At 51.2% G+C, this 21,745-nt stretch carries 22 protein-coding genes and 1 pseudogene; 16 read left to right on the top strand and 7 right to left on the bottom strand.

Annotated features, from left to right (window positions below; all coding sequences use genetic code 11):
* Positions 1-636, top strand: a pseudogene (locus ACTHSW_RS10435) (hypothetical protein); the annotation flags it as partial.
* A gap of 107 nt (positions 637-743) precedes the next feature.
* Complete coding sequence (locus tag ACTHSW_RS10430) at positions 744-941, top strand: ESPR domain-containing protein (protein ID WP_070461293.1); 198 nt, start codon at positions 744-746, stop codon at positions 939-941.
* A gap of 103 nt (positions 942-1,044) precedes the next feature.
* Here ACTHSW_RS10430 and ACTHSW_RS10425 read toward each other — a convergent pair whose 3' ends face one another.
* From ACTHSW_RS10425 to ACTHSW_RS10410, 4 genes are all read right to left on the bottom strand, one after another.
* On the bottom strand, positions 1,045-2,052 hold the full coding sequence (locus tag ACTHSW_RS10425; RefSeq protein WP_107810813.1) for an IS5 family transposase: 1,008 nt from the start codon (positions 2,050-2,052) through the stop codon (positions 1,045-1,047).
* A gap of 167 nt (positions 2,053-2,219) precedes the next feature.
* Complete coding sequence (locus tag ACTHSW_RS10420; RefSeq protein WP_070461586.1) at positions 2,220-2,747, bottom strand: single-stranded DNA-binding protein; 528 nt, start codon at positions 2,745-2,747, stop codon at positions 2,220-2,222.
* A 1-nt stretch (position 2,748) separates the two neighbouring features.
* Positions 2,749-4,131 (bottom strand): MFS transporter, encoded by a 1,383-nt coding sequence (locus tag ACTHSW_RS10415; protein ID WP_070461587.1) that lies wholly within the window; start codon positions 4,129-4,131, stop codon positions 2,749-2,751.
* A gap of 200 nt (positions 4,132-4,331) precedes the next feature.
* Positions 4,332-4,955 carry a lytic transglycosylase domain-containing protein gene (locus tag ACTHSW_RS10410; protein ID WP_107810815.1) on the bottom strand — a complete coding sequence of 208 codons (624 nt, stop codon included), beginning with the start codon at positions 4,953-4,955 and terminating at the stop codon, positions 4,332-4,334.
* 172 nt (positions 4,956-5,127) lie between these two features.
* On the opposite strand from ACTHSW_RS10410, the gene ppx reads away from it, so the two are divergent.
* The 4 genes from ppx (at position 5,128) to ACTHSW_RS10390 (ending at position 8,726) form a co-directional block, all read left to right on the top strand.
* The gene (gene ppx, locus ACTHSW_RS10405; protein ID WP_070712179.1) at positions 5,128-6,636 is read left to right on the top strand and encodes an exopolyphosphatase; all 1,509 of its coding nucleotides are present in this window, start codon (positions 5,128-5,130) and stop codon (positions 6,634-6,636) included.
* Positions 6,637-6,723: 87 nt separating this feature from the next.
* The gene (gene rbfA, locus ACTHSW_RS10400; protein ID WP_003685554.1) at positions 6,724-7,095 is read left to right on the top strand and encodes a 30S ribosome-binding factor RbfA; all 372 of its coding nucleotides are present in this window, start codon (positions 6,724-6,726) and stop codon (positions 7,093-7,095) included.
* A 67-nt stretch (positions 7,096-7,162) separates the two neighbouring features.
* Positions 7,163-8,077 (top strand): tRNA pseudouridine(55) synthase TruB, encoded by a 915-nt coding sequence (truB, locus tag ACTHSW_RS10395; RefSeq protein ID WP_440373899.1) that lies wholly within the window; start codon positions 7,163-7,165, stop codon positions 8,075-8,077.
* Between the two features lie 22 nt (positions 8,078-8,099).
* Positions 8,100-8,726, top strand: a complete 627-nt coding sequence (locus ACTHSW_RS10390; RefSeq protein ID WP_070461591.1) for an NAD(P)H-hydrate epimerase — start codon at positions 8,100-8,102, stop codon at positions 8,724-8,726.
* Between the two features lie 49 nt (positions 8,727-8,775).
* On the opposite strand, the gene ACTHSW_RS10385 is transcribed toward ACTHSW_RS10390, so the two are convergent.
* On the bottom strand, positions 8,776-9,135 hold the full coding sequence (locus ACTHSW_RS10385) for a CrcB family protein (RefSeq protein ID WP_070461592.1): 360 nt from the start codon (positions 9,133-9,135) through the stop codon (positions 8,776-8,778).
* A gap of 79 nt (positions 9,136-9,214) precedes the next feature.
* Entirely contained in the window at positions 9,215-9,892 is a 678-nt protein-coding gene (locus ACTHSW_RS10380; RefSeq protein ID WP_070461593.1) for an energy-coupling factor ABC transporter permease, read from the bottom strand.
* A 164-nt stretch (positions 9,893-10,056) separates the two neighbouring features.
* Here ACTHSW_RS10380 and ACTHSW_RS10375 point away from each other — a divergent pair, with 164 nt between their 5' ends.
* The 5 genes from ACTHSW_RS10375 to ACTHSW_RS10355 all read left to right on the top strand — a co-directional run bounded on the left by ACTHSW_RS10375 (position 10,057) and on the right by ACTHSW_RS10355 (position 14,898).
* Positions 10,057-13,110 carry a DNA translocase FtsK gene (locus tag ACTHSW_RS10375; RefSeq protein ID WP_440373898.1) on the top strand — a complete coding sequence of 1,018 codons (3,054 nt, stop codon included), beginning with the start codon at positions 10,057-10,059 and terminating at the stop codon, positions 13,108-13,110.
* Positions 13,111-13,457: 347 nt separating this feature from the next.
* Complete coding sequence (locus ACTHSW_RS10370; protein WP_283123660.1) at positions 13,458-13,721, top strand: aquaporin; 264 nt, start codon at positions 13,458-13,460, stop codon at positions 13,719-13,721.
* The gene (locus tag ACTHSW_RS10365; RefSeq protein ID WP_283123661.1) at positions 13,697-14,152 is read left to right on the top strand and encodes an aquaporin; all 456 of its coding nucleotides are present in this window, start codon (positions 13,697-13,699) and stop codon (positions 14,150-14,152) included. Before ACTHSW_RS10370 ends, ACTHSW_RS10365 begins: the two co-directional genes overlap by 25 nt.
* Before the next feature lie 147 nt (positions 14,153-14,299).
* Positions 14,300-14,632, top strand: coding sequence for a hypothetical protein (locus ACTHSW_RS10360; RefSeq protein WP_049344250.1), 333 nt, complete (start codon positions 14,300-14,302; stop codon positions 14,630-14,632).
* Positions 14,620-14,898, top strand: coding sequence for an NF038104 family lipoprotein (locus tag ACTHSW_RS10355; protein ID WP_049344164.1), 279 nt, complete (start codon positions 14,620-14,622; stop codon positions 14,896-14,898). Before ACTHSW_RS10360 ends, ACTHSW_RS10355 begins: the two co-directional genes overlap by 13 nt.
* Before the next feature lie 59 nt (positions 14,899-14,957).
* On the opposite strand, the gene radC is transcribed toward ACTHSW_RS10355, so the two are convergent.
* The gene (gene radC, locus ACTHSW_RS10350) at positions 14,958-15,632 is read right to left on the bottom strand and encodes a RadC family protein (RefSeq protein ID WP_049344162.1); all 675 of its coding nucleotides are present in this window, start codon (positions 15,630-15,632) and stop codon (positions 14,958-14,960) included.
* A 477-nt stretch (positions 15,633-16,109) separates the two neighbouring features.
* Here radC and ACTHSW_RS10345 point away from each other — a divergent pair, with 477 nt between their 5' ends.
* The 5 genes from ACTHSW_RS10345 (at position 16,110) to trxB (ending at position 21,605) form a co-directional block, all read left to right on the top strand.
* The gene (locus tag ACTHSW_RS10345) at positions 16,110-17,234 is read left to right on the top strand and encodes an ABC transporter ATP-binding protein (RefSeq protein WP_107810818.1); all 1,125 of its coding nucleotides are present in this window, start codon (positions 16,110-16,112) and stop codon (positions 17,232-17,234) included.
* 15 nt (positions 17,235-17,249) lie between these two features.
* Positions 17,250-18,215 carry an ABC transporter permease subunit gene (locus ACTHSW_RS10340; protein WP_070749865.1) on the top strand — a complete coding sequence of 322 codons (966 nt, stop codon included), beginning with the start codon at positions 17,250-17,252 and terminating at the stop codon, positions 18,213-18,215.
* Positions 18,215-19,102, top strand: coding sequence for an ABC transporter permease subunit (locus ACTHSW_RS10335; RefSeq protein WP_063076460.1), 888 nt, complete (start codon positions 18,215-18,217; stop codon positions 19,100-19,102). The genes ACTHSW_RS10340 and ACTHSW_RS10335 overlap by 1 nt, the downstream gene beginning before the upstream one ends.
* A gap of 148 nt (positions 19,103-19,250) precedes the next feature.
* On the top strand, positions 19,251-20,546 hold the full coding sequence (locus tag ACTHSW_RS10330) for an NAD(P)/FAD-dependent oxidoreductase (protein WP_070461595.1): 1,296 nt from the start codon (positions 19,251-19,253) through the stop codon (positions 20,544-20,546).
* A gap of 108 nt (positions 20,547-20,654) precedes the next feature.
* Entirely contained in the window at positions 20,655-21,605 is a 951-nt protein-coding gene (gene trxB / locus ACTHSW_RS10325) for a thioredoxin-disulfide reductase (protein WP_049329772.1), read from the top strand.
* The last annotated feature ends 140 nt before the right edge of the window (positions 21,606-21,745 follow it).

Raw genomic sequence — 21,745 nt, 5'->3', positions numbered from 1 at the left:
TACCAAGAAGCCCGAAGCTGGGGCGTAGGCGGCAGCAAAAGCCGTGCGCTTAGCGCCGCCGAAACCCTGATTACCGGCGCCCTGGGCGGACAGGGTGATTTACAGCTGGCGGCCAATACGTTGGCGCCGTATGCTGCAGCCGCCATCGGCAAGCGCTTCGGCCACGGTGAAAACAAAAACGAAGCCGCGCAAGCAATCGGCCACTTTATGCTCGGCGCGGCCTTGGCCTACGCCAACGGCGCCGACCCGCTGGCCGGCGGCAGCGCTGCCGTTGCTGCAGAACGTGCGGCCGGGTATCTGGCCAAACAATACGACGACGGCAAGACCGCGATTGACCCGACAACGGGGAAATTCAATCCCAACCTTTTACCCGAGCACATTAAGGAAGAGATTAAAGCGCAGACCGGGGCGATTGCTTCGGTGGTGGGTGCGGCGGGCGGCAGTCTGAACAGCACAAACGGCGGCAACGGAGCGTTGTTTGATGCGCCGCTGCCTGAAGGCGAATACCAAGATCCCTTCGACTTTATGCGTGCCTACGATTTGGACTTCCCTTACGAATACCTGCAAAACTGGGTGGATTACTACACCGGCCAAACAGATACTTTGGGTTTGCCGCCGCTTGCGAATGACGAATAGAGTTTAGGATTAAGTTGCTGTGTGTTTACATCGCAGGCAGCCTGCCCCCTTTTCTCGTTTTCAGGCTGCCTTTCCCCACCCCCGCACACACTACGGATACCCCCGCCATGAACAAACACCGCCATAAAACCGTCTTCAACCGCACCCGCGGCATCCTGATGGCCGTAGCCGAGACTGCCATCGGGCAGGGCAAAAGTTCCGGCGAGCGCTCAAGCGGAGAAGCCGGTGGCGGTAACGGCAGCCTAAAAACCCATTCAGGCAGATACCTTTGCAAAAAAGCCCTTCCCTCGACAGCCGAAACCTAAACACAGGTTTTCGGCTGTTTTTGTTTCGAATATCCACTGATTCTACTCAAATACCCCCTTAATCCTCCCCGGGTACCTGATTATCAGGCATCCGGGCCGCCTTTTAGGCGGCAACAGGCGCACTTAGCCTGTTGGCGGCTTTCAAAAGGTTCAAACACATCGCCTTCAGATGGCTTTGCGAACTCACTTTGCTCAGTCCGAAGTAGGCTGCCCGGGCATAGCGGAATTTACGGTGCAGCGTACCAAAGCTTTGTTCGACCACATAACGGGTCTTCGACAAATATCGGTTGCGTTTGGTTTGCGCTTCCGACAGCGGATGTTTGCGGTGGGCTTTGCGCATAATACCGTCCTGCAGCCGATGCTCTTCCAGATGTTGCCGATTTTCCTCACTGTCATAGCCTTTGTCGGCATAGACGGTCGTACCTTCGGGCAGACCTTCCAATAAAGGCGACAGCTGTTTGCACTCATGGGCGTTGGCGGGGGTAATATGCAGTTTCTCGATATAGCCTTCCGCATCGGTACGGGTATGTTGTTTGTAACCGAGTCTGTAGAGGCCGTTTTTCTTTATCCAACGGGCATCGCTGTCTTTACTCGGTGTGGTTTGGCCGCTGACTTGTCCTTCGTCATCGACTTCTATGGCCTGGCGCTGTTTGCTACCGGCGGTCTGAATAATGGTGGCGTCAATGACAGCGGCGGATGCTTTCTCTACTTTTAAGCCTTTTTCGGTCAGTTGACGGTTGATCAGTTCCAGTAATTCGGACAGGGTGTTGTCTTGCGCCAGCCAGTTGCGGTAGCGGCATAAGGTGCTGTAATCGGGGATGCTCAGTTCGTCAAAACGGCAAAACAGGTTGAAATCGATGCGGGTGATGAGGCTGTGTTCGAGTTCGGGATCGGAGAGGCTGTGCCATTGTCCGAGCAGGACGGCTTTGAACATGGACAACAGGGGATAGGCGGGACGGCCGCGGTGGTCTCGAAGGTAACGGGTTCTTTGACGATTCAGGTATTGTTCGATCGGCTGCCAATCAATCACCTGATCCAACTTCAATAGTGGGAAGCGGTCGATGTGTTTGGTGATCATGGCTTGTGCGGTTTGCTGGAAGAAGGTGCTCATGAGAAATCCCCTAAATGTTTTGGTGGGAATTTAGGGGATTTTTGGGGGGATTTTGCAAAGGTCTCTGACCGTCAGCGGCTCGGTGCAAATGTAGGATTTTCTTTTAAATCATTTAAAAGGCCGTCTGAAAGTATATTTTTCAGACGGCCTTTTGTATTGCTCAATGATTAGAATGGAATATCGTCGTCGATATCATCAACCGGAGCAGTCGGTTGTGCCGGAGCAGGACGACGGGCTGGGGCGGCTGGGGGTTCTTGAGCCGGAGCAGATTGGTATTGCTGTTGTGGCGCTTGTTGGTAGCTGCTTTGGCTTGCATGACCGCCTTGGTTGTAGCCGTCATCGTATGGTGCGCCGCCGCTGTTGTCGTTGCGACCGCCAAGCATTTTCATTTCGTTGGCGATGATGTCGTAAGCAGTGCGCTCGATGCCGTCTTTGCCTTGGTATTTACGGCTTTGGATACGGCCTTCCAGATACACTTGGCTGCCTTTACGCAGGTATTGACCGGCGATTTCGGCGAGTTTGCGGTACATGGTGATGTTGTGCCATTCGGTACGTTCTACGCGTTGGCCGTTGCGGTCGTTCCAAGTTTCGCTGGTGGCAACGCTGAAGTTACAGACGGCCTCGCCGTTGGGCATATAGCGGACTTCTGGGTCGCGGCCTAGGCGGCCGATGAGGATAACTTTATTCAATGACATTTTACACTCCTGTGATAATTTTTTCGGCGGCCTCTTGGTCGAATCCTTTTTGCAAGGCCTTGATATAAATGGTTTGCTTGTCTGCGCTAAAGCTGATGCTTTCAACGCCTTCAATTTCGGTCAATTTTTGGTAGAGCAAATCCGGATTTTGTTGCCATTCGGCGTTAAGCGGATAGCTGAGGTTTTTGACAGGTTTAGGTGCCGGCGAAATGACTGCCAATACCAGCCACAGCAACATCAATACGCTACAAAAGGCAAATACGCCTACAAAACCGTATTTTTGGAACAATAAACCACCGGTTGCGCCGCCGACAAACAAGCCGACCGACTGCATGGTGTTATATACGCCCATCGCCGTACCTTTCAAATCAGACGGTGCGATTTTCGATACCATAGACGGCAGGCTGGCTTCCAATACATTGAAACCAATAAAATAAACAATCAGATAAGCGGTAATCAACCATACCGAGTGCATTCCAAACAGCAGACCAATTTGAGCCGCGGCAATGCAGATGATACCAAGGATAAACACTTGTTTGAGTTTGTTGCGCGTTTCACCAACGATAATCAGCGGCACCATAATAATCAGGCCGGTAATGGTTGACGGCAGATAGACTTGCCAGTGATGGATTTTTTCCAAACCCAACTGCGTCATGGCAAACGGCAATGCTGTAAATAAAGCCATTTGTGCCGCATGCAAGGCAAAAATACCGAAGTCGAGATTGAGCAGTTGGCGGTTTTTCAATACCTCGCCCATACGCGAAGGCTGCGCCTGCGTGTCTTCGTGCATTTTTGACACTTCCGGATCAGGCGTCATCCAGGCAACCACGCCGATACTGATTACAGTCAGAATACCGGTCAGCGCAAACAGGCCAGATACGCCGATAAAGCTGGCAATCATCGGGGCAAGCACCAGGCTGACGGAAAAGGTCAAGCCGATACTCAGGCCGATCATCGCCATCGCACGCGTCCGCACTTCGTTACGGGTCAAATCCGCCAGCAAAGCCGTTACCGCCGCACTGACGGCACCTGCGCCTTGAATGGCACGAGCGGCAACCAACATCTGCAGGCTGTCGGCAACTGCGGCCAAAAAACTACCCGCCGCAAACACAATCAGGCCGGCATAAATCACTTTTTTACGGCCGAACTTGTCGGAAGCCATGCCCAAAGGCAGCTGCAGCAAAGCCTGTGTCAGCCCGTAAATACCCATCGCCATACCGACCAATGCTTTATTATTTTCTGCGCCGGGCAACGAAGCGGCATACATCGCCAAAACAGGCAACACCAAAAACATCCCCAACATACGCAGTGCGTAAACGCCGGAAAGTGTGGTACTGGCACGCCACTCGTGCGGAAACATTTGAATGCGGTTATCTCTTGCCATAAATAATGTTTCAGACGGCCTTAAGTTTGCGAAAGGCCGTCTGAAAGTGTGAATTAACAGATTTTCTGATTATACAGGATTCAAAGGAATTGCATGGGGTCAAATCGCAAGCCGTTTATCGCAAACCTGCTTCATCGGTATAAAACGGTTTCAACAAAAAACAACATCACGCAACATCTGCCCTATCCCATTATCCCCAATCAACCCCACTGCCATCTATTTCGCCACGCGCCTAACACGGCATTTGGATATTTATTACTGCCCAAGCTGCCGTTAAACCTTGCCAAAGCGCGGACAACATTGCCTTTTTCGATATTGTTGTAATGGCGCAGAATGGTGCAGCCATAGCGCAGATTGGTGCGGATGTCGAAAAGGTTGTGCGACGGATTGCCGATATAGTTTTTCCAAAACGGCATCACCTGCATCAAACCGCGCGCGCCCACGCCGCTGATGGCATATTGACGAAACGCGCTTTCCACTTCAATCAAGCCCAAAATCACTTGAGTGTTGAGTCCGGCCCGGCTGCTTTCGTATTGAATATTGACCAACAGACGGCGGCGCTCGCCCTCATCGGGAATAAAGCGTGCCAATCGGGAAGACATCGCCGCCAACCAACGTTCCCCTTCTCTTGAATCGGCAAACACCAGCCGCGCAGGGCTGGCACTATTAATCGAACTGCGCATCACGGAAGCCACATCATCGGCCAGCGTTTCTTCACGTTGCGCCCCCGCCCATGCGGTCGCAGGCGTCAAAAGCATGGCTCCGCCGACTTGCAATAGACGGCGGCGCGATAAAAATAAGGAATCTTGGTTTTCCGATTTCATGTATTTCTCTTTTTAGGCCGTCTGAAAAGTTCAGACGGCCTTTGATATATTTGCTTAAAATCAGCATTATAAAATACATCTATGAGCAGAATCAAAGAGCTGTATTCCTTTTATTGTCAAGTGATACCGCCTCAAGTAACATTTAGGTTTTTCTAATCAACCGGTATTTTTTATGACCACCACTCCCGCCAACGTTTTAGCCTCCGTCGATTTGGGTTCCAACAGTTTCCGCCTGCAAATTTGTGAAAACAACAACGGCCAGCTGAAAGTCATCGACTCATTCAAACAAATGGTTCGCTTTGCCGCCGGCTTGGACGAACAAAAAAACCTAAGCGAAGCCTCTCAAGAACAAGCCTTGGAATGTTTGGCAAAATTTGGCGAACGCCTGCGCGGATTCCAACCTGAAAACGTGCGCGTGGTGGCCACCAACACTTTCCGCGTCGCTAAAAACATCGCCCAATTCCTGCCCCGTGCCGAAGCGGCACTGGGTTTTCCTATCGAAGTCATCGCCGGCCGTGAAGAAGCGCGTCTGATTTACACCGGCGTAGTGCATACCCTGCCGCCCAAAGGCGACAAAATGCTGGTTATCGACATTGGCGGCGGTTCGACCGAATTTGTCATCGGCTCGGATTTGCAACCGCTGACCACAGAAAGCCTGCCTTTAGGCTGCGTAACGTACAGCATGCGCTTCTTCCAAAACAAAGTGACCGCCAAAGATTTCCAAGCCGCCGTTTCCGCCGCGCGTATCGAAATCCAACGCATCAGCAAACTGATGAAGCGCACCGGTTGGGATTTCGCCATCGGCACGTCCGGTTCGGCAAAATCCATACGCGACGTTTTGGCAGCCGAATTGCCGCAAGAAGCCGACATTACCGCCCAAGGCATGCGTTATCTTGCCGATAGGATTATCGAAGCCGGTTCGGTTAAAAAAGCCAAATTTGAAAACCTCAAACCTGAACGCGTCGAAGTTTTTGCGGGCGGGTTGGCCGTGATGATGGCGGCTTTTGAAGAACTATCGCTGACCAAAATGACCGTTACTGAGGCTGCCCTCCGCGACGGCGTGTTTTACGACTTAATCGGCCGCAGCCTCAATGTCGACATGCGCGAACAGACAACGGCAGAGTTCCAAAAACGCTACCACGTCAGCCTCAACCAAGCCAAACGCGTTGCCGATACCGCGCAAGCCTTCATGAACAGCCTGTGCCACGCCAAAAACGTAACCGTTCAAGAGCTTGCCCTGTGGAACCAATACCTCAGCCGCGCAGGCCGTCTGCATGAAATCGGTTTGGATATTGCCCATACCGGTTATCACAAACACTCCGCCTACATTCTCGAAAACGCCGATATGCCGGGCTTCTCACGCAAAGAGCAAACTATTTTGGCGCAACTGGTTATCGGCCATCGCGGCGACCTTAAGAAAATGGCGGACATTATCGGCAACAACGAAATCATGTGGTGTGCCGTATTGTCCCTGCGCCTGGCAGCCCTCTTCTGCCGCTCGCGCCTGCCGCTTGATTTGCCGCCGCAAACCCAGCTTCGCGTCGATGAAAACAACCACAGCTTCATCTTGCGCATCAACGCCCAATGGCTGGAGCAACACCCCCTCATCGCCGATGCGTTGGACTACGAAAGCGCACAATGGCAAAAAATCGATATGCCTTTCTCGGTTCAAGCACAATAAACCGCGCTCCGTTATAATAGGCAGCTGTTCAAAATCCAAACCGCAGGCCGTCTGAAAACGACAGCCTGCCATACATCAAGGAAAACCATGAGAAAACCCCAACGCGGCTACGCCCGCCAAGACCGTGTCAAAGAACAAATCATGCGCGAGCTTGCCGAACTCGTCCGCACCGGCCTGAAAGACCCGCGCGCAGGCTTCATCACCATCAACGAAGTCGAAGTCACCCGCGATTACAGCCACGCAACCGTGTTTTACACCGTCCTTGACGACAGCACACGCGACATTACCGAAGAAGCTTTGGAACACGCCAAAGGCCATTTGCGCAGCGAATTGGCCAAACGCATCAAACTCTTCAAAACGCCCGAGCTGCACTTCAAATACGACGAATCACTCGAACGCGGCATGAGTATTTCCAGCCTGATCGACCAAGTAGCGGCGGAAAAACCGGTTGAAGACTGATTGATTAAAACACACAGGCCGTCTGAATGCTTTCAGACGGCCTGAACATTAATATTCCCTAATTAATATGACTAATAAACCCACCAAACGCCCGATTAACGGCGTTCTTCTCCTCGACAAACCCGGAGGCCTTTCCAGCAACACTGCCCTGCAAAAAGCGCGGCGCTTGTTCCGTGCCGAAAAAGCCGGGCATACCGGCGTACTCGATCCTTTGGCCACAGGGCTTTTGCCTGTTTGTTTCGGCGAAGCGACCAAGTTCGCCCAATACCTGATTGATGCCGACAAAGCCTATACGGCCACGCTGAAACTGGGCGAAGCCAGCAGCACAGGCGATGCAGAAGGCGAAATCATCGCCACCGCACGCGCCGATATTTCATTGTCCGAATTTCAGACGGCCTGCCAAGCCTTAACGGGCGATATCCGCCAAGTGCCGCCTATGTTTTCCGCCCTCAAACACGAAGGCAAACCACTGTACGAATACGCACGCAAAGGCATCGTTATCGAACGCAAAGCGCGCGACATCACCATTTACTCCATTGATATCAATGAGTTTGATGCACCCAAAGCCGTGATAGACGTACGCTGCAGCAAGGGTACTTACATCCGCACCCTCAGCGAAGACATTGCCAAACACATCGGCACATTCGCCCACCTGACCGCCCTGCGCCGTACTGAAACCGCCGGTTTTACCATTGCCCAAAGCCACACGCTCGAAGCCTTGGCCGAATTGGACGAAGCCGAACGCGATGCCCTGCTGCTGCCTTGCGATGTCTTGGTGCAACACTTCCCCAGACTTGAGTTAAACGACTACGCCGTTACCATGCTCAAACACGGCCAACGTCCCCAGTTCACCGAAAACATTTCCACCGATCAGCCCATCCGTGTATACAGCCGAGACGGCACATTTATCGGGCTGGTGGAATATCAAAAAGAAATAGGCCGTCTGAAAGCCTTGCGCCTGATGAATACCGCCGACCAATAACTTCCTGCAAAGAGAGCCGATCATGAAAGTCTATACCGCCGCCCAAATGCGCGAACGCGAACAAGCAGCCGTCGATAAAGGCACGAGCTTCGACCAACTGATGGAAAACGCCGGCAGCTCTGCCGCCCGAGACCTCATGCAGCGTCATCCCCAAGCCGGACGCGCCCTGATCGTTTGCGGCAAAGGCAACAACGGTGGCGACGGCCTAGTCATGGCAAGATATATGCAGGCGCAAGGTTGGCACATCGATATTCTGTTTTCACTCGGAGAAAACCTCTCCCTCTTGGCTCAAACCAATCGGGAACGCCTCAACGGTTTGCCCCATATTGAATTGATATCCGCACAAGAACTGGAAGGCCGTCTGAAAAACGGTTACGACATCATTATCGAAGGCATATTCGGCACAGGCTTCAGCGGCGCCCTTCCAACCGAAATCGCCGCCCTCTGCCGCCAACTCAATCATTCAGACGGCCTGAAAGTCGCCCTCGATATTCCCACCGGCCTCAACTGCGACACCGCCGAAGCCGATCCCGACACATTCCGCGCAGACCTGACCTACACCTTTGCCGCCTACAAACCGGCGCATTTAAGCGAGTCCGGCAAAACCTATTGCCAAGAAACCGTCTGTTTACCTATTGGCATTGATTGAATACCTATAAAAAATAACAGGGTGCAATTTTGCACCCTGTGACTTTTGCTTACTTCCAAATCTGCGCCAATTTGATCCCCAGCGCCGTCAAACCAAACGAACCGAAAACATGCAGACAGGTTGCCATCAAAGCCATGCCCCAACGTTGCGCCTGCATCAAACCCACCATCTCCACTGAAAAACCTGAAAATGTGGTCAAGCTGCCGAGAAATCCGGTAATCCAAAGCAAACGCCATTGCGGATCGGTTAAGAGTTCTGCCAATACGCCGATCAGCAGCGCGCCCAGCCAGTTTGCCGCCAATGTACCAATAGAAAAAGGCGTAGAAGACACCAGCACCAAGCCAAACAGCCAACGCAATACAGCCCCGACAGCGGCACCGCAAACAATGGGAAAAATATAAGCAAACATAACACGTTAAAAATTCAATTCAAAAACAGGCCATCCGGTCATGAGGCCGTCTGAAACCAAACAAGAATGCCTTCATATCTTATTGCCAAATCTTAGGCGCAGATTTCAAATACCTGCCGTCATCAAAAGTACAAATCCATTGCGGCTTGAGCGCAATAAAAATGGCTGTTGAAATACCGCTCAAAAATGCCTCTGCCCAAGCGATTAAGAAGAAAACAGGAAAAGCGGTTTTCCATAATACCGTCGTATCAAACACATCCGCCCAGTCCAACAAACCGACCAAAACCACGCCGGTAAACACCATACCGACCGCCGCGGCCCAAAAACCATTCAGAAAAATAAAGATAAAGATATTGGCAGGCAAACGCGACACCCAATGGCGGAAACCCAAGTTCACCAACAAAGGCGGAAGCAATACGGACAAGACATTGATGGGGAACATATGCCAATCGCCCCAAAGCCACAAATATGGAAAAAACAGTAAAACGCCAAGGCAGAACGCGGCAGATGTGCCCAGCATTAAAGCCGTCAGGTTTAAAGCAAGCAGATGATAGCTCATGCCGGCCAGTTGTCCGCTTTCCGGGGAGGCATTCAAACTCCAAGCCAGCGGCAACATCACGGCAGCCACCAAGAATGCGGAACGATGCTGCGATACCGACACCCATGCCTGCTTTGCACACAAAGCAAAAATCACCAGCAACACAGGCCATGCCGCCATCACGACACCAACGGGAAACCATCCGTTTTGAAAAATCATCATCTCATCCGCAAAATGTTCAGACGGCCTATTATACGCGTCTCAAGCCATAGCTTTGACAATCCTGTTTGCCTTTGCCGTTAAAGCTTGTTTCGGCTGGTTTTGTTTACCCGAAAAAAGCGTTAGAATAACGAACTTTGCCGTTTAATTAAGGGGATGGACGCATGCTTTGGACAATATTGGCTTTAATTCTGCTGGCTGTCATAGCCGGCTTGTTCTGGTGGCGCCAGAAACAAGAGCAAAAGTGGCGCCAAGAATTGGCCCGACTCAGTGGCGACGAACAAGAAATAAACGAAGAAGACAGCTCGGCCGGTTTTTCCGACCAACTGGACAGCCTGAAACGTTTGTTCAGCATGAACAAGCGCACTGCCGACAACCATAAAATCGCACGCATCCGCCTGCTTTCCGCGCTCGAACACAATAAAATGCAACGCGCCGAAACAAACGAAGAGCACGCAGCAGAACCTTTTGCCGAAGAGCCGGAACACATCGCAGCTACCGAAGAAGAAATCAAAGTTGCGCCTAAAACCCGCAAATCTGCCAAACCGGAACGTATGCCTAAAATCACGCCGTTTGCACAGATGGAAACGCCCGAATACAGCCCGTCTTTGGTGCAAAACAGCAATTTTGAAGAAATCACATTAGAAGAAGCCACTCGTTCCCTGCATGAAGCTGCGGTTGAGGAATGGAATGAGCATTTGGCCGAAAAAAATGCGCCGATTTACAAAGACGAAGTTGAAACCCCATTGTTGCGCGCTTCATCCCTGCCGATGACCGGCATGGAAATCATCGACTACAACGACCCTATCTTGCGCCGCACACGCGAGCGTGCCTTGGCGCGCGCCAATAATGTCCGCGTGGCAGAAGCCAATGCGCCGCATATCGAAACCGTTCAGACGGCCTTAAGAACTGCCGAAAAAGAAGCCATCCTCCCCTATACTTCCATGCAGGCATTCCCTTCTGAAATCCAAGCGGAAGATATTCACGACAATCTTGCCCGCCGCACCGCTGCCCGCCACAAACTGGCTGCGGCCGTCGCCCCATTGCGCGACTACTCTCCGCGCACCATCGAAAATGACGAAATTCTGGCCAACTTGGGACAAATCAGCCGTCCTGCCAGCCTGCGCCGTCAAGTTCGCCATACCGAAGCGGCCGCCGAAAGATGGGCGCGTAAACAAGCTGCCACGGAAGCTGTTGCACCACGACCTGCCGCACCAGCAACACTGTCCCGTCCGAAACCGGCTGCGCCTGTTAAAAAATCCCCTTATATCTCCCGACCTGCCGCACCAAACGCAACCGTAGTTGAGCCCCCTGCCGTTCCGGTTGTCCCTATGGCTAAAACCGATATTCCCGAACCGCCTGTTTTCCAAACCTCGATTGCGCCAATTGATATCCCCGAGCCGCCTACTTTTGAACATAAAATCCAAGTACCGATTTTTGATGCACAAGTCAATGCACATGTCAGCAATCAGCCTGAACGCAGCATCCGCGATTATTTAATCAGCGAATCTGCTGTCGAAGAAGTGGAATTCGATGGTGAGCCGGAAGCTCCTGTACAACCGGAAGAAGAAGCTATTCAAACGGTTGAAACCATTGAACCCATTGAATCTGTTGAAACAATCGCAAGGCCGTCTGAATATACACAGACAGTCGTTGAAACGCCTGTGCAAACCGTAGAACCAAGCGTTCAAGAGAGTACGCAAAGCATAGCGATTCCAACTTCGGCAACACTTACCGAGGCACACCTGCCGACTACCGCTCTGCTTCTGCCGCCGCAGTTTGACCCAAGCGCCTCGCAAACTGAAGAACAGTTGCTGGAAAACAGCATTACCATCGAAGAAAAACTGGCCGAGTTCAAAGTTAAAGTCAAAGTGATGGACTCCTATTCCGGCCCGGTCATTACGCGTTATGAGATTGAGCCTGATGTCGGTGTACGCGGCAGTGCCGTTTTGAACCTTGAAAAAGACTTGGCGCGCTCGCTTGGCGTGGCTTCCATCCGCGTGGTGGAAACCATCCCAGGCAAAACCTGCATGGGCTTGGAATTGCCTAATCCGAAACGCCAAATGATCCGCCTGAGCGAAATCTTCAATTCGCCTGCATTTACCGAGTCCAAATCCAAACTGACCCTCGCACTCGGCCAAGACATCACCGGCCAGCCTGTCGTCACCGACTTGGCCAAAGCGCCGCATCTGCTGGTTGCCGGTACGACCGGTTCGGGTAAATCCGTGGGTGTGAATGCCATGATTCTGTCCATGCTCTTCAAAGCAACGCCTGAAGACGTGCGCATGATTATGATTGACCCGAAAATGCTGGAATTAAGCATTTACGAAGGCATTCCTCACCTGCTCGCCCCTGTCGTAACCGATATGAAGCTGGCCGCAAACGCACTGAACTGGTGCGTCAACGAAATGGAAAAACGCTACCGCCTGATGAGCTTTATGGGCGTGCGCAACCTTGCCGGCTTCAACCAAAAAATTGCCGAAGCCGCCGCTCGTGGCGAAAAAATCGGCAGCCCGTTCAGCCTCACGCCTGAAGACCCTGAGCCATTGGAAAAACTGCCGTTTATCGTAGTCATCGTAGATGAATTTGCCGACCTGATGATGACCGCCGGTAAGAAAATTGAAGAACTGATTGCCCGCCTCGCCCAAAAAGCACGTGCAGCCGGCATCCATTTGATTCTTGCCACTCAACGCCCAAGCGTGGATGTCATTACCGGCCTGATTAAAGCTAATATTCCGACACGCATTGCCTTCCAAGTGTCCAGCAAAATCGACAGCCGCACGATTCTTGACCAAATGGGCGCGGAAAACCTGCTCGGCCAAGGCGATATGCTGTTCCAGCTACCCGGTACCAACTATCCGCAACGTGTACACGGCGCATTCGCCTCCGACAATGAAGTTCACCGCGTAGTGGAATACCTGAAACAATTTGGCGCACCCGACTATATCGACGATATTTTGAGCAACGGTTCCACCGAAGACTTTACCGGCACCAGCCGCAGCAACGACAGCGACCTCGACCCCATGTATGACGAAGCCGTTTCCGTTGTCTTGAAATCGCGTAAGGCCAGCATTTCCAATATCCAACGCCAACTGCGCATCGGCTACAACCGCGCCGCCCGCCTGATTGAACAAATGGAAGCCGATGGTATTGTTTCCTCGGCGGAAAACAACGGCAACCGCACCATCTTGGCGCAAAGCAGCGACCATCTAGATTAATTTATCCTTGCTTAAAATTAAGGCCGTCTGAAAACTTTTCAGACGGCCTTTTTAAATCAGATATGGTTCAGCAATTCCAATCAAATAAACAAGCAAATAAGTAATCTATAAACAACATTTCTTACAAATCTAAATGCTTTTACATTGACGGTATTTGCTTCATAAATAAACAAAGTTCAATCAACCAAACTCTACCTGCAAAATGCATATTTCTACCCGTTTGTCGCCATTTTCAGACGGCCTTTTGTCAGGACTAGAAAAAACAGGTAAATCCATTTTTCGATTAGAAACAATATTATTATGATTCATGCCTTCGGCAACACCCCACCCTTTACGAGGAAAAACAAATGAAAAAATATTTTGCAGAATTTTTCGGCACTTTCTGGCTGGTATTCGGCGGCTGCGGCAGCGCAGTTTTGGCAGCAGCTTACCCTGAGCTTGGCATTGGTTTTGCCGGTGTCGCTTTAGCATTCGGTTTGACCGTACTGACCATGGCTTACGCCGTTGGCCACATTTCCGGCGGCCACTTCAATCCTGCCGTTTCCGTCGGCCTTTTCATCGGCGGCCGTTTCAACGGTAAAGACCTGTGCCTTACATCGTATCCCAAGTGATCGGTGCGATTACCGCTGCGGGCGTTCTGTATCTGATTGCTTCCGGTAAAACCGGTTTTGATGCTGTTGCTTCCGGCTTTGCCAGCAACGGTTTCGGCGAGCACTCTCCTAACGGTTACGACATGATGGCTGCTTTGCTGATCGAGTTCGTACTGACCGCATTCTTCCTGATCATCATCATGGGTTCTACCGACAAACTGGCTCCGGCCAGCTTTGCCCCTATCGCCATCGGTCTGGGTCTGACCCTGATTCACTTAATCAGCATTCCTGTAACCAATACTTCCGTTAACCCTGCACGCTCTACCGGCGTTGCCTTGTTCCAAGGCGGCTGGGCTGTTGAACAATTGTGGTTGTTCTGGTTGGCTCCTATTGCCGGCGCAGCAGTTGGCGCGGCTATTTACCGCTTCGTTTTGGCTAATGACGACAAATAATCTTGACGGAATGACATTCCCGGTGCGGCTGATACTCTAAACCGACTGCACCCAAGTTGCCGAGACACAAACGCACCGCCTGACTCAGACGGTGCGTTTGTTTTTGCCATGTTACAATACTTTCTTTTCCCACATTCTCAAACCATCATGCAAACCTTACCTTTTCAAACCGATATCGCTGACAGAATGCTGGTCAATACCGAAAACGAAACCATCCATCCCGATGCCGTATTCGTACAAACGCAAAACGGCTATTGGATTGCTTGGCACAACCAACAGGCCGCCCTGCTTGCCCCCGACACACCACCCGATATTCCCTGCTTTTGGGTAAAAGGCGCAGAAAGCCTGGAAGAGCTGGTAAGCATGGTAGAAAACGGCGAATTTGACGAAGTTGAAGAATTTGACGGTGATGATGATGCTTGGCAAGAAGCACTCGGATGCGGCCATCATCACGAAGGACACTGCGGATGCAGCCATTGAGATGCACAAAACGCCTGATTCCGGCACTTGCCCTTTGCCTGACGCTTAACGGCTGCGTTGTAGGTGCGGCTGTCGATTTGGCCGCCACAACCGTCCTGACTGCCGGAAAGTTGGTTGTCAAAGGAACGGGGGCAGTGATTGATGCCGCCATTCCCGACGGTAAAAAAGACAAGGATAAAGAAAAAGAAAAAGAAAAGAGCAAAGGAAAACCAAAATCGGAAGAAATCGTCTATAAAGAAGAATCCTCCGACGAAGTAACGCAATAATCCTTCAGACGGCCTCAGCAAGGTAACCAATCCTACTGAGGCCGTCTGAACATTCATCCTTACATATAGCCCTGTTCGCGCAAAGAGCAGGTTTCTTTTGCCGTCACGATAAAATGGTCCAACAGCGTAATATCGACCAAACTTAAAGCCTGTTTCAAACGCTCTGTAAACTGCACATCAGATTCAGACGGCCTTGCCAAACCGCCCGGATGGTTGTGTGCCAAAATCAAACTGTCGGCGTATTCATCCAATGCCAATTTGACGATTTCACGGATATAAACCGTATTTTCCGCCACCGTACCACGCGACAACTCCCGTACCGCAATCAATTGATTTTGACGATTGAGCAGCAAAGCAACGCTAACCTCGATTTTTTCATGCCCAAGATGCAGGCGCAGATAATCCGCAACCGATTTCGGGTTTGACAAAACAATCTGCTCCTGCAAATCTTCACCCAAAATCCGCCGCCCGATTTCTTTGACCACAGCAAATTGAGTATAGCTTGCCAAACCCATGCCCTTATAAGCAGCGAGTGTTTTGGCATCCGCACTCATCAGCTTCCCCAAACTGCCAAACTCACTCAACAAATAACGTGCCAAATCAACCGCGCTCATACCACGCGTTCCGACACGCAGCAAAATCGCCAGCAACTCCGCATCACTCAATGCCGCCGCACCGTGCGCTAAGAGCTTCTCACGCGGTCGCTCCCCTTCGGGCCATTCTTTGATACTCATGTTTTCCCTTTTTATTTATATAGCGGATTTAGTTTTAATTCCGAGTAAAACCGCCTCGCCCGATATAAAACGTAATCCATTATGGGTTTAGTAAATAAATGCAATTTGCGTATTTTATTCTATTTTGAATAATTATTTAAGACATATAGATAATAATTACCCCCTTTTGTGCAGAAAAACAACGTTACCCATTTTTACTATCTTATTTCCCTGCCTGCCTTTCCTTTCCTATTTGTTTCAAATCAGCCGATACAAGCAATTTCATATTGCCCCTATGAGGCTTAGGCTAATATAATATTGAGTTTGCCGAGAGCAAAAGCTTAGGCTTAAATTGCTTTCTATCCACGCTGCCCGTGCGCTTTACAAGAGTTTCAGACGGCCTCCGTCCGACTCCCGCCAGCAATCAAACAGCTTTTTATCGCCCATTCGAAAATCCGTTTTGCCGGTACTCGTCTTTCTTTTTGGAGTATTGCCATTATGACCGCAACCACTGCGTCTTCAGCCAAACCTTATCTGCAAATCCAAGGCTTGGTGAAAAAGTTTGGTGACAATTACGCTGTCGATAACATCGACTTGGACATTTACCAACATGAAATCTTTGCCCTCTTGGGCAGCTCAGGCAGTGGCAAATCCACGCTGCTGCGCATGTTGGCAGGCATGGAAAGCCCAAATCAGGGCAAAATCATTCTCGACGGCCAAGACATTACCAAGCTTGCTCCGTACGAGCGCCCAATCAACATGATGTTCCAAAGCTATGCCCTGTTCCCACACATGAGTGTTGAACAAAACATCGCTTTCGGTCTGAAACAAGACAAAATGCCTAAAGGCGAAATCGACGCCCGCGTCGAAGAAATGTTGCGCCTGGTGCAAATGACCAAATACGCCAAACGCAAGCCGCACCAACTCTCCGGCGGCCAGCAACAGCGTATCGCTTTAGCGCGCAGCCTGGCAAAACGTCCTAAAATCCTGCTGCTTGACGAACCTTTGGGCGCACTCGATAAAAAATTGCGCCAACAAACCCAGCTCGAATTGGTCAATACGCTGGAGCAAGTCGGCGTAACCTGCATCATGGTTACCCACGACCAAGAAGAAGCGATGACGATGGCGACCCGCATCGCCATTATGTCCGACGGTCAGTTGCAACAAGTCGGTACGCCTAGCGATGTGTACGACTATCCAAACAGCCGCTTTACTGCCGAATTTATCGGCGAAACCAATATTTTCAGCGGCGTCGTGATTGAAGACCATGCCGATTATGCCGTCATCGAATGCGAAGGCTTGGAAAACCACGTCCGCATCGACCACGGTCTGGGCGGCCCGAGCGAACAAGACATTTGGGTCAGCATCCGTCCCGAAGATATTGATTTGTACAAAGAAAAACCCGACCACTTGGGCAGCTTCAACTGGGCAAAAGGCACAGTGGAAGAAATCGCCTACTTGGGCAGCTTCGCCATCTACCACATCAAACTCGCCAACGGCCGCGTCGTCAAAAGCCAAGTTCCCGCACCTTATTGGTACGTGCGTAACATCACGCCGCCGACTTGGGACGAAACCGTCTATATCAGCTGGCCGGAAAACCAACCGACTCCGTTGTTCCGTTAATTTAAGGGGAATGAGATGAACCTTAAAAAACTGAAAAACAAACTGTTCCGCCGCCCGGGTCAGCGTGCGGTCATCGCCGTGCCGTATATCTGGCTTTTGGTGCTGTTTCTGATTCCGTTCGCCATCGTCTTGAAAATCAGCTTCGCTGAACAAGAAATCGCCATTCCGCCATTTACGCCGTTGACGACGATTGATGAAGACTTAGGCCGTCTGAACATTGCCATCAGCTATCAGAACTACGCCGACATCTTCCAAAACTTTTGGAATACGCTCAATCCGTTTGGCGACAGTGAAAACAGCAATATCTATCTGATGACCTACTGGTCTTCGATTAAGACTGCGCTGACGACGACCATCATCTGCCTGCTGATTGGTTATCCAACCGCTTATGCCATTTCACGCGCCAATCCGGCTGCGCGCAACGGCCTGCTGTTGGCGATCATGCTGCCTTTCTGGACCTCTTTCCTGTTGCGTGTTTACGCATGGATGGGCTTATTGGGTCACAACGGCATCATCAACAATTTCTTAATCAAATATGGAATCATTAGCGAGCCTTTAGACCTGTTCTATAATGCTTTTTCACTGAATTTGGTGATGGTTTACGCCTATTTGCCGTTTATGATTTTGCCGCTGTACACACAACTGGTAAAACTGGACAACCGTCTGCTCGAAGCCGCTTCCGACTTGGGCGCAGGTCCGATCAAATCGTTCTTTACCATTACCCTGCCTTTATCCAAAACAGGCATCATCGCAGGCTCTATGCTGGTCTTCGTGCCGGCCGTCGGCGAATTTGTGATTCCTGAATTGGTGGGAGGTTCTGAAAACCTGATGATCGGTAAAGTATTGTGGCAGGCATTCTTCGACCAAAACAACTGGCCGCTGGCTTCTGCCGTCGCCGTCGTTATGGTTGCCCTGCTGGTTGTACCGATTGCCCTGTTCCAGCACTATGAAAACCGCGAATTGGAAGAAGGAGGCAAATAATGCAGAAAACCAAATTATCCTGGTTCTTGAAACTGATGCTCCTGCTCTCGCTGGCATTCCTCTATATTCCGCTGGTGGTTTTGGTCGTCTATTCTTTCAATGAATCCAAACTGGTTACCGTTTGGGGCGGTTTTTCAACCAAATGGTACGGCGCATTGATGGAAAACGACACCATCTTGGAAGCAGCCTGGCTGTCATTGCGTATCGCCATCGTTTCCTCACTTGCCGCCGTGGCACTCGGCACATTGGCTGGTTACGCCATGGCGCGTATCAAACGCTTCCGCGGCAGCACCCTGTTTGCCGGTATGATTTCCGCGCCTATGGTGATGCCTGATGTGATTACCGGTTTGTCCATGCTGCTGTTGATTATTCAGGTGCAAATGTTCCTGCAAGGCAGTGAATTGCTGCAATCGCTCTACTTCGATCGCGGCTTCTTCACTATCTTCCTTGGCCACACCACGCTTTGCATGGCGTACATTACCGTCGTTATCCGTTCGCGCTTGGTGGAATTGGACCAATCCTTGGAAGAAGCCGCTATGGACTTGGGTGCCCGTCCGCTGAAGATTTTCTTCGTGATTACCCTGCCGTTGATTGCCCCTGCGATTGCTTCCGGCTTCCTCTTGGGCATTACCCTGTCTTTGGACGACTTGGTAATTACCTCTTTCCTGTCAGGCCCGGGTTCATCGACATTGCCGCAAGTAATTTTCTCCAAAATCAAACTCGGTCTTGACCCTCAGATGAACGTTTTGGCAACCATCCTGATCGGTATCATCGGTACGCTGGTGATTGTCGTCAACTACTGGATGATGCGTCAGGCAACCAAACGGGAACGCGAGGCTGCCGAAGCCTACCGCCAAGAAAAATTGGCAGCCGAGAAAGCCGCCTAATATGCAGACAGGCTGTCCGATAAAGTGTCGGAACAGCCTGTTTTATTAACTGCATCTTATCCTTTCAGACGGCCTGAACCCAAACCCACATTCCAGGCCGTCTGAAAACCAATTTCAATGAAGTGAAAACCAACCTAAAGCTCAAATCATGATCAATCCCAGCTTCAAAGAATACCTTCCTTCCTACTATGTCAGCACGGCTAATCCCCATCCGTCTTATCCGACGCAGGAAGGCCGTCTGAAAACTGAAACCTGCGTTATCGGCGGTGGCCTGTCCGGCTTATGCACCGCCCTACCGCTTGCCGAAAACGGCCATGAAGTCATCGTACTTGAAGCCGCCCGTATCGGTTTCGGCGCATCAGGCCGCAGCGGCGGACAAGTCATCAGCGACTTTGCCTGCGGCATGGAAGAAATCGAAAAACAAGTCGGTTTGGAACAGGCTCAATGGTTCTGGCAGCAATCTCTGCAAGCCGTTGAACTGGTTGACTCCCGCATTCAAAAACACAATATCCAATGCGATTGGCAACGCGGCTACGCTACCGTCGCCGTCCGTCCTCAGCATTGGGAAGAATTGCAACAATGGCACGAACACGCTCAAAAACATTATGGCGCAAGCCATTACCAGCTTTGGGATAAAGCCACGCTGAAGCAGCAACTTGCCAGCGATATGTATCAAGGCGCGCAATTTGATCCTTTATCCGGCCACTTACACCCACTCAATTACACCCTAGGCATTGCCAAAGCGGCAACCGATGCAGAAGCACAACTTTTTGAGCAATCCCCGATGACGCGTATCGAGCCATGCGATAACGGCTGGCTGGTTCATACGCCCAATGGCAGTGTTGAGTGCAAAAACCTCGTTTATGCCGTCAATACTTATGCAGGCTTACACCCAAAATTCAAAGTATTGGAACAAAAAGCCATTGCAGTCAGCACCTTTATCATCGCCACCGAGCCACTGTGCGAACGCGCCAAAGACCTGATCCGCAATAATATGGCCATCTGCGACAACCGCCACGTCCTCGACTACTACCGCCTCAGCGCCGACGGCCGCCTGCTCTTCGGCGGCAAAGACAACGAGTTTATCGATGACCCTGACCGCATGACTGAACTCGTCCGCCAAGATATGCTGAAAGTTTTCCCGCAACTTGCCGATATCAGAATCGAGCATTCTTGGGGCGGCGAATGCGACATTACGCGCAACCTCGCCCCACATTTCGGCCGCCTCGCCCCTACCGTTTTCTACGCCCAAGGCTATTCCGGACACGGCATGGCGATTACCGGCATTGCCGGTTTGGCGATTGCCGAAGCCATCATGGGCGATGACGGCCGTCTGAAACCTTTCGAGCAACTGCGCCACAGCAACATCATCACCCAACCATTCCTGCGCAAACTCGGCTCTTTTCTCGGCTCAAAATACTATCAATGGAAAGACAGCCACTAAACCCAAGCAACAAACATATTTCAGACGGCGGCAGATTCAAGTAAAATTCAGGCCGTCTGAAAGCTTAGATACGACAAAATTCAATCATTCATCAGCAAGGAAACCATTATGAGCAACCATCACAAACTCATCATCCTCGGCTCCGGCCCCGCCGGCTATACTGCCGCCGTCTACGCTGCCCGCGCCAATCTCAACCCTGTGATCATTACCGGCGTTGAGCAAGGCGGACAACTGATGACCACCACCGAAGTGGACAACTGGCCTGCCGATGCCGAAGGCGTACAAGGTCCGGAACTGATGGCCCGTTTCCAGGCTCATGCCGAACGCTTCGGTACTGAAATGATTTTCGACCAAATCCACACCGTTGATTTGCAAAACCGTCCGTTTACCCTTAAAGGCGATATGGGCGAATACACCTGCGATGCACTCATCGTTGCCACCGGCGCTTCCGCCAAATATTTAGGTTTGCCAAGCGAAGAAACCTTTGCCGGCAAAGGCGTTTCCGCCTGCGCAACTTGCGATGGTTTCTTCTACAAAAAACAAGATGTTGCCGTAGTCGGCGGTGGCAATACCGCTGTGGAAGAAGCCCTCTACCTTGCCAATATCGCCAACACCGTTACCCTGATTCACCGCCGCGACAGCTTCCGCGCCGAGAAAATCATGGTGGACAAACTGATGCAACGCGTCGAAGAAGGCAAAATCATCCTCAAGCTCAACAGCTCGGTTGACGAAATCTTGGGCGACGAAAGCGGCGTTACCGGTGCACGCCTGAAACACAATGACGGCAGCACTGAAGAAATCGCTGTAAAAGGCGTTTTCATCGCCATCGGCCACAAACCCAACACCGACATCTTCAAAGGTCAACTTGATATGGATGAAACTGGCTACCTGAAAACCAAAGGTGGTACCGGTGACAATGTCGGCGCAACCAATATCGAAGGCGTATGGGCGGCAGGCGACGTCAAAGACCATACCTACCGTCAAGCCATCACCAGCGCAGCTTCCGGCTGCCAAGCTGCGCTTGATGCCGAACGTTGGCTCGACCGCCACGGCGTATGAGCCTCTAAGCTACGTCCTATTCTTTAAAACATAATCAAAAGGCCATCTGAAATTTCAGACGGCCTGAGACCTTTGCAAAATTCCTTTCCCCCAACAGCCGAAACCTAAACACAGGTTTTCGGCTGTTTTTGTTTCGAATA

Origin of the sequence: Neisseria sp. P0008.S004 (genome assembly GCF_051962755.1) — a bacterium.
GTDB lineage: Bacteria > Pseudomonadota > Gammaproteobacteria > Burkholderiales > Neisseriaceae > Neisseria > Neisseria subflava_A.
The sequence above is the reverse complement of the archived record's forward strand: the minus strand, read 5'-3'. Positions and strand labels throughout refer to the sequence as shown.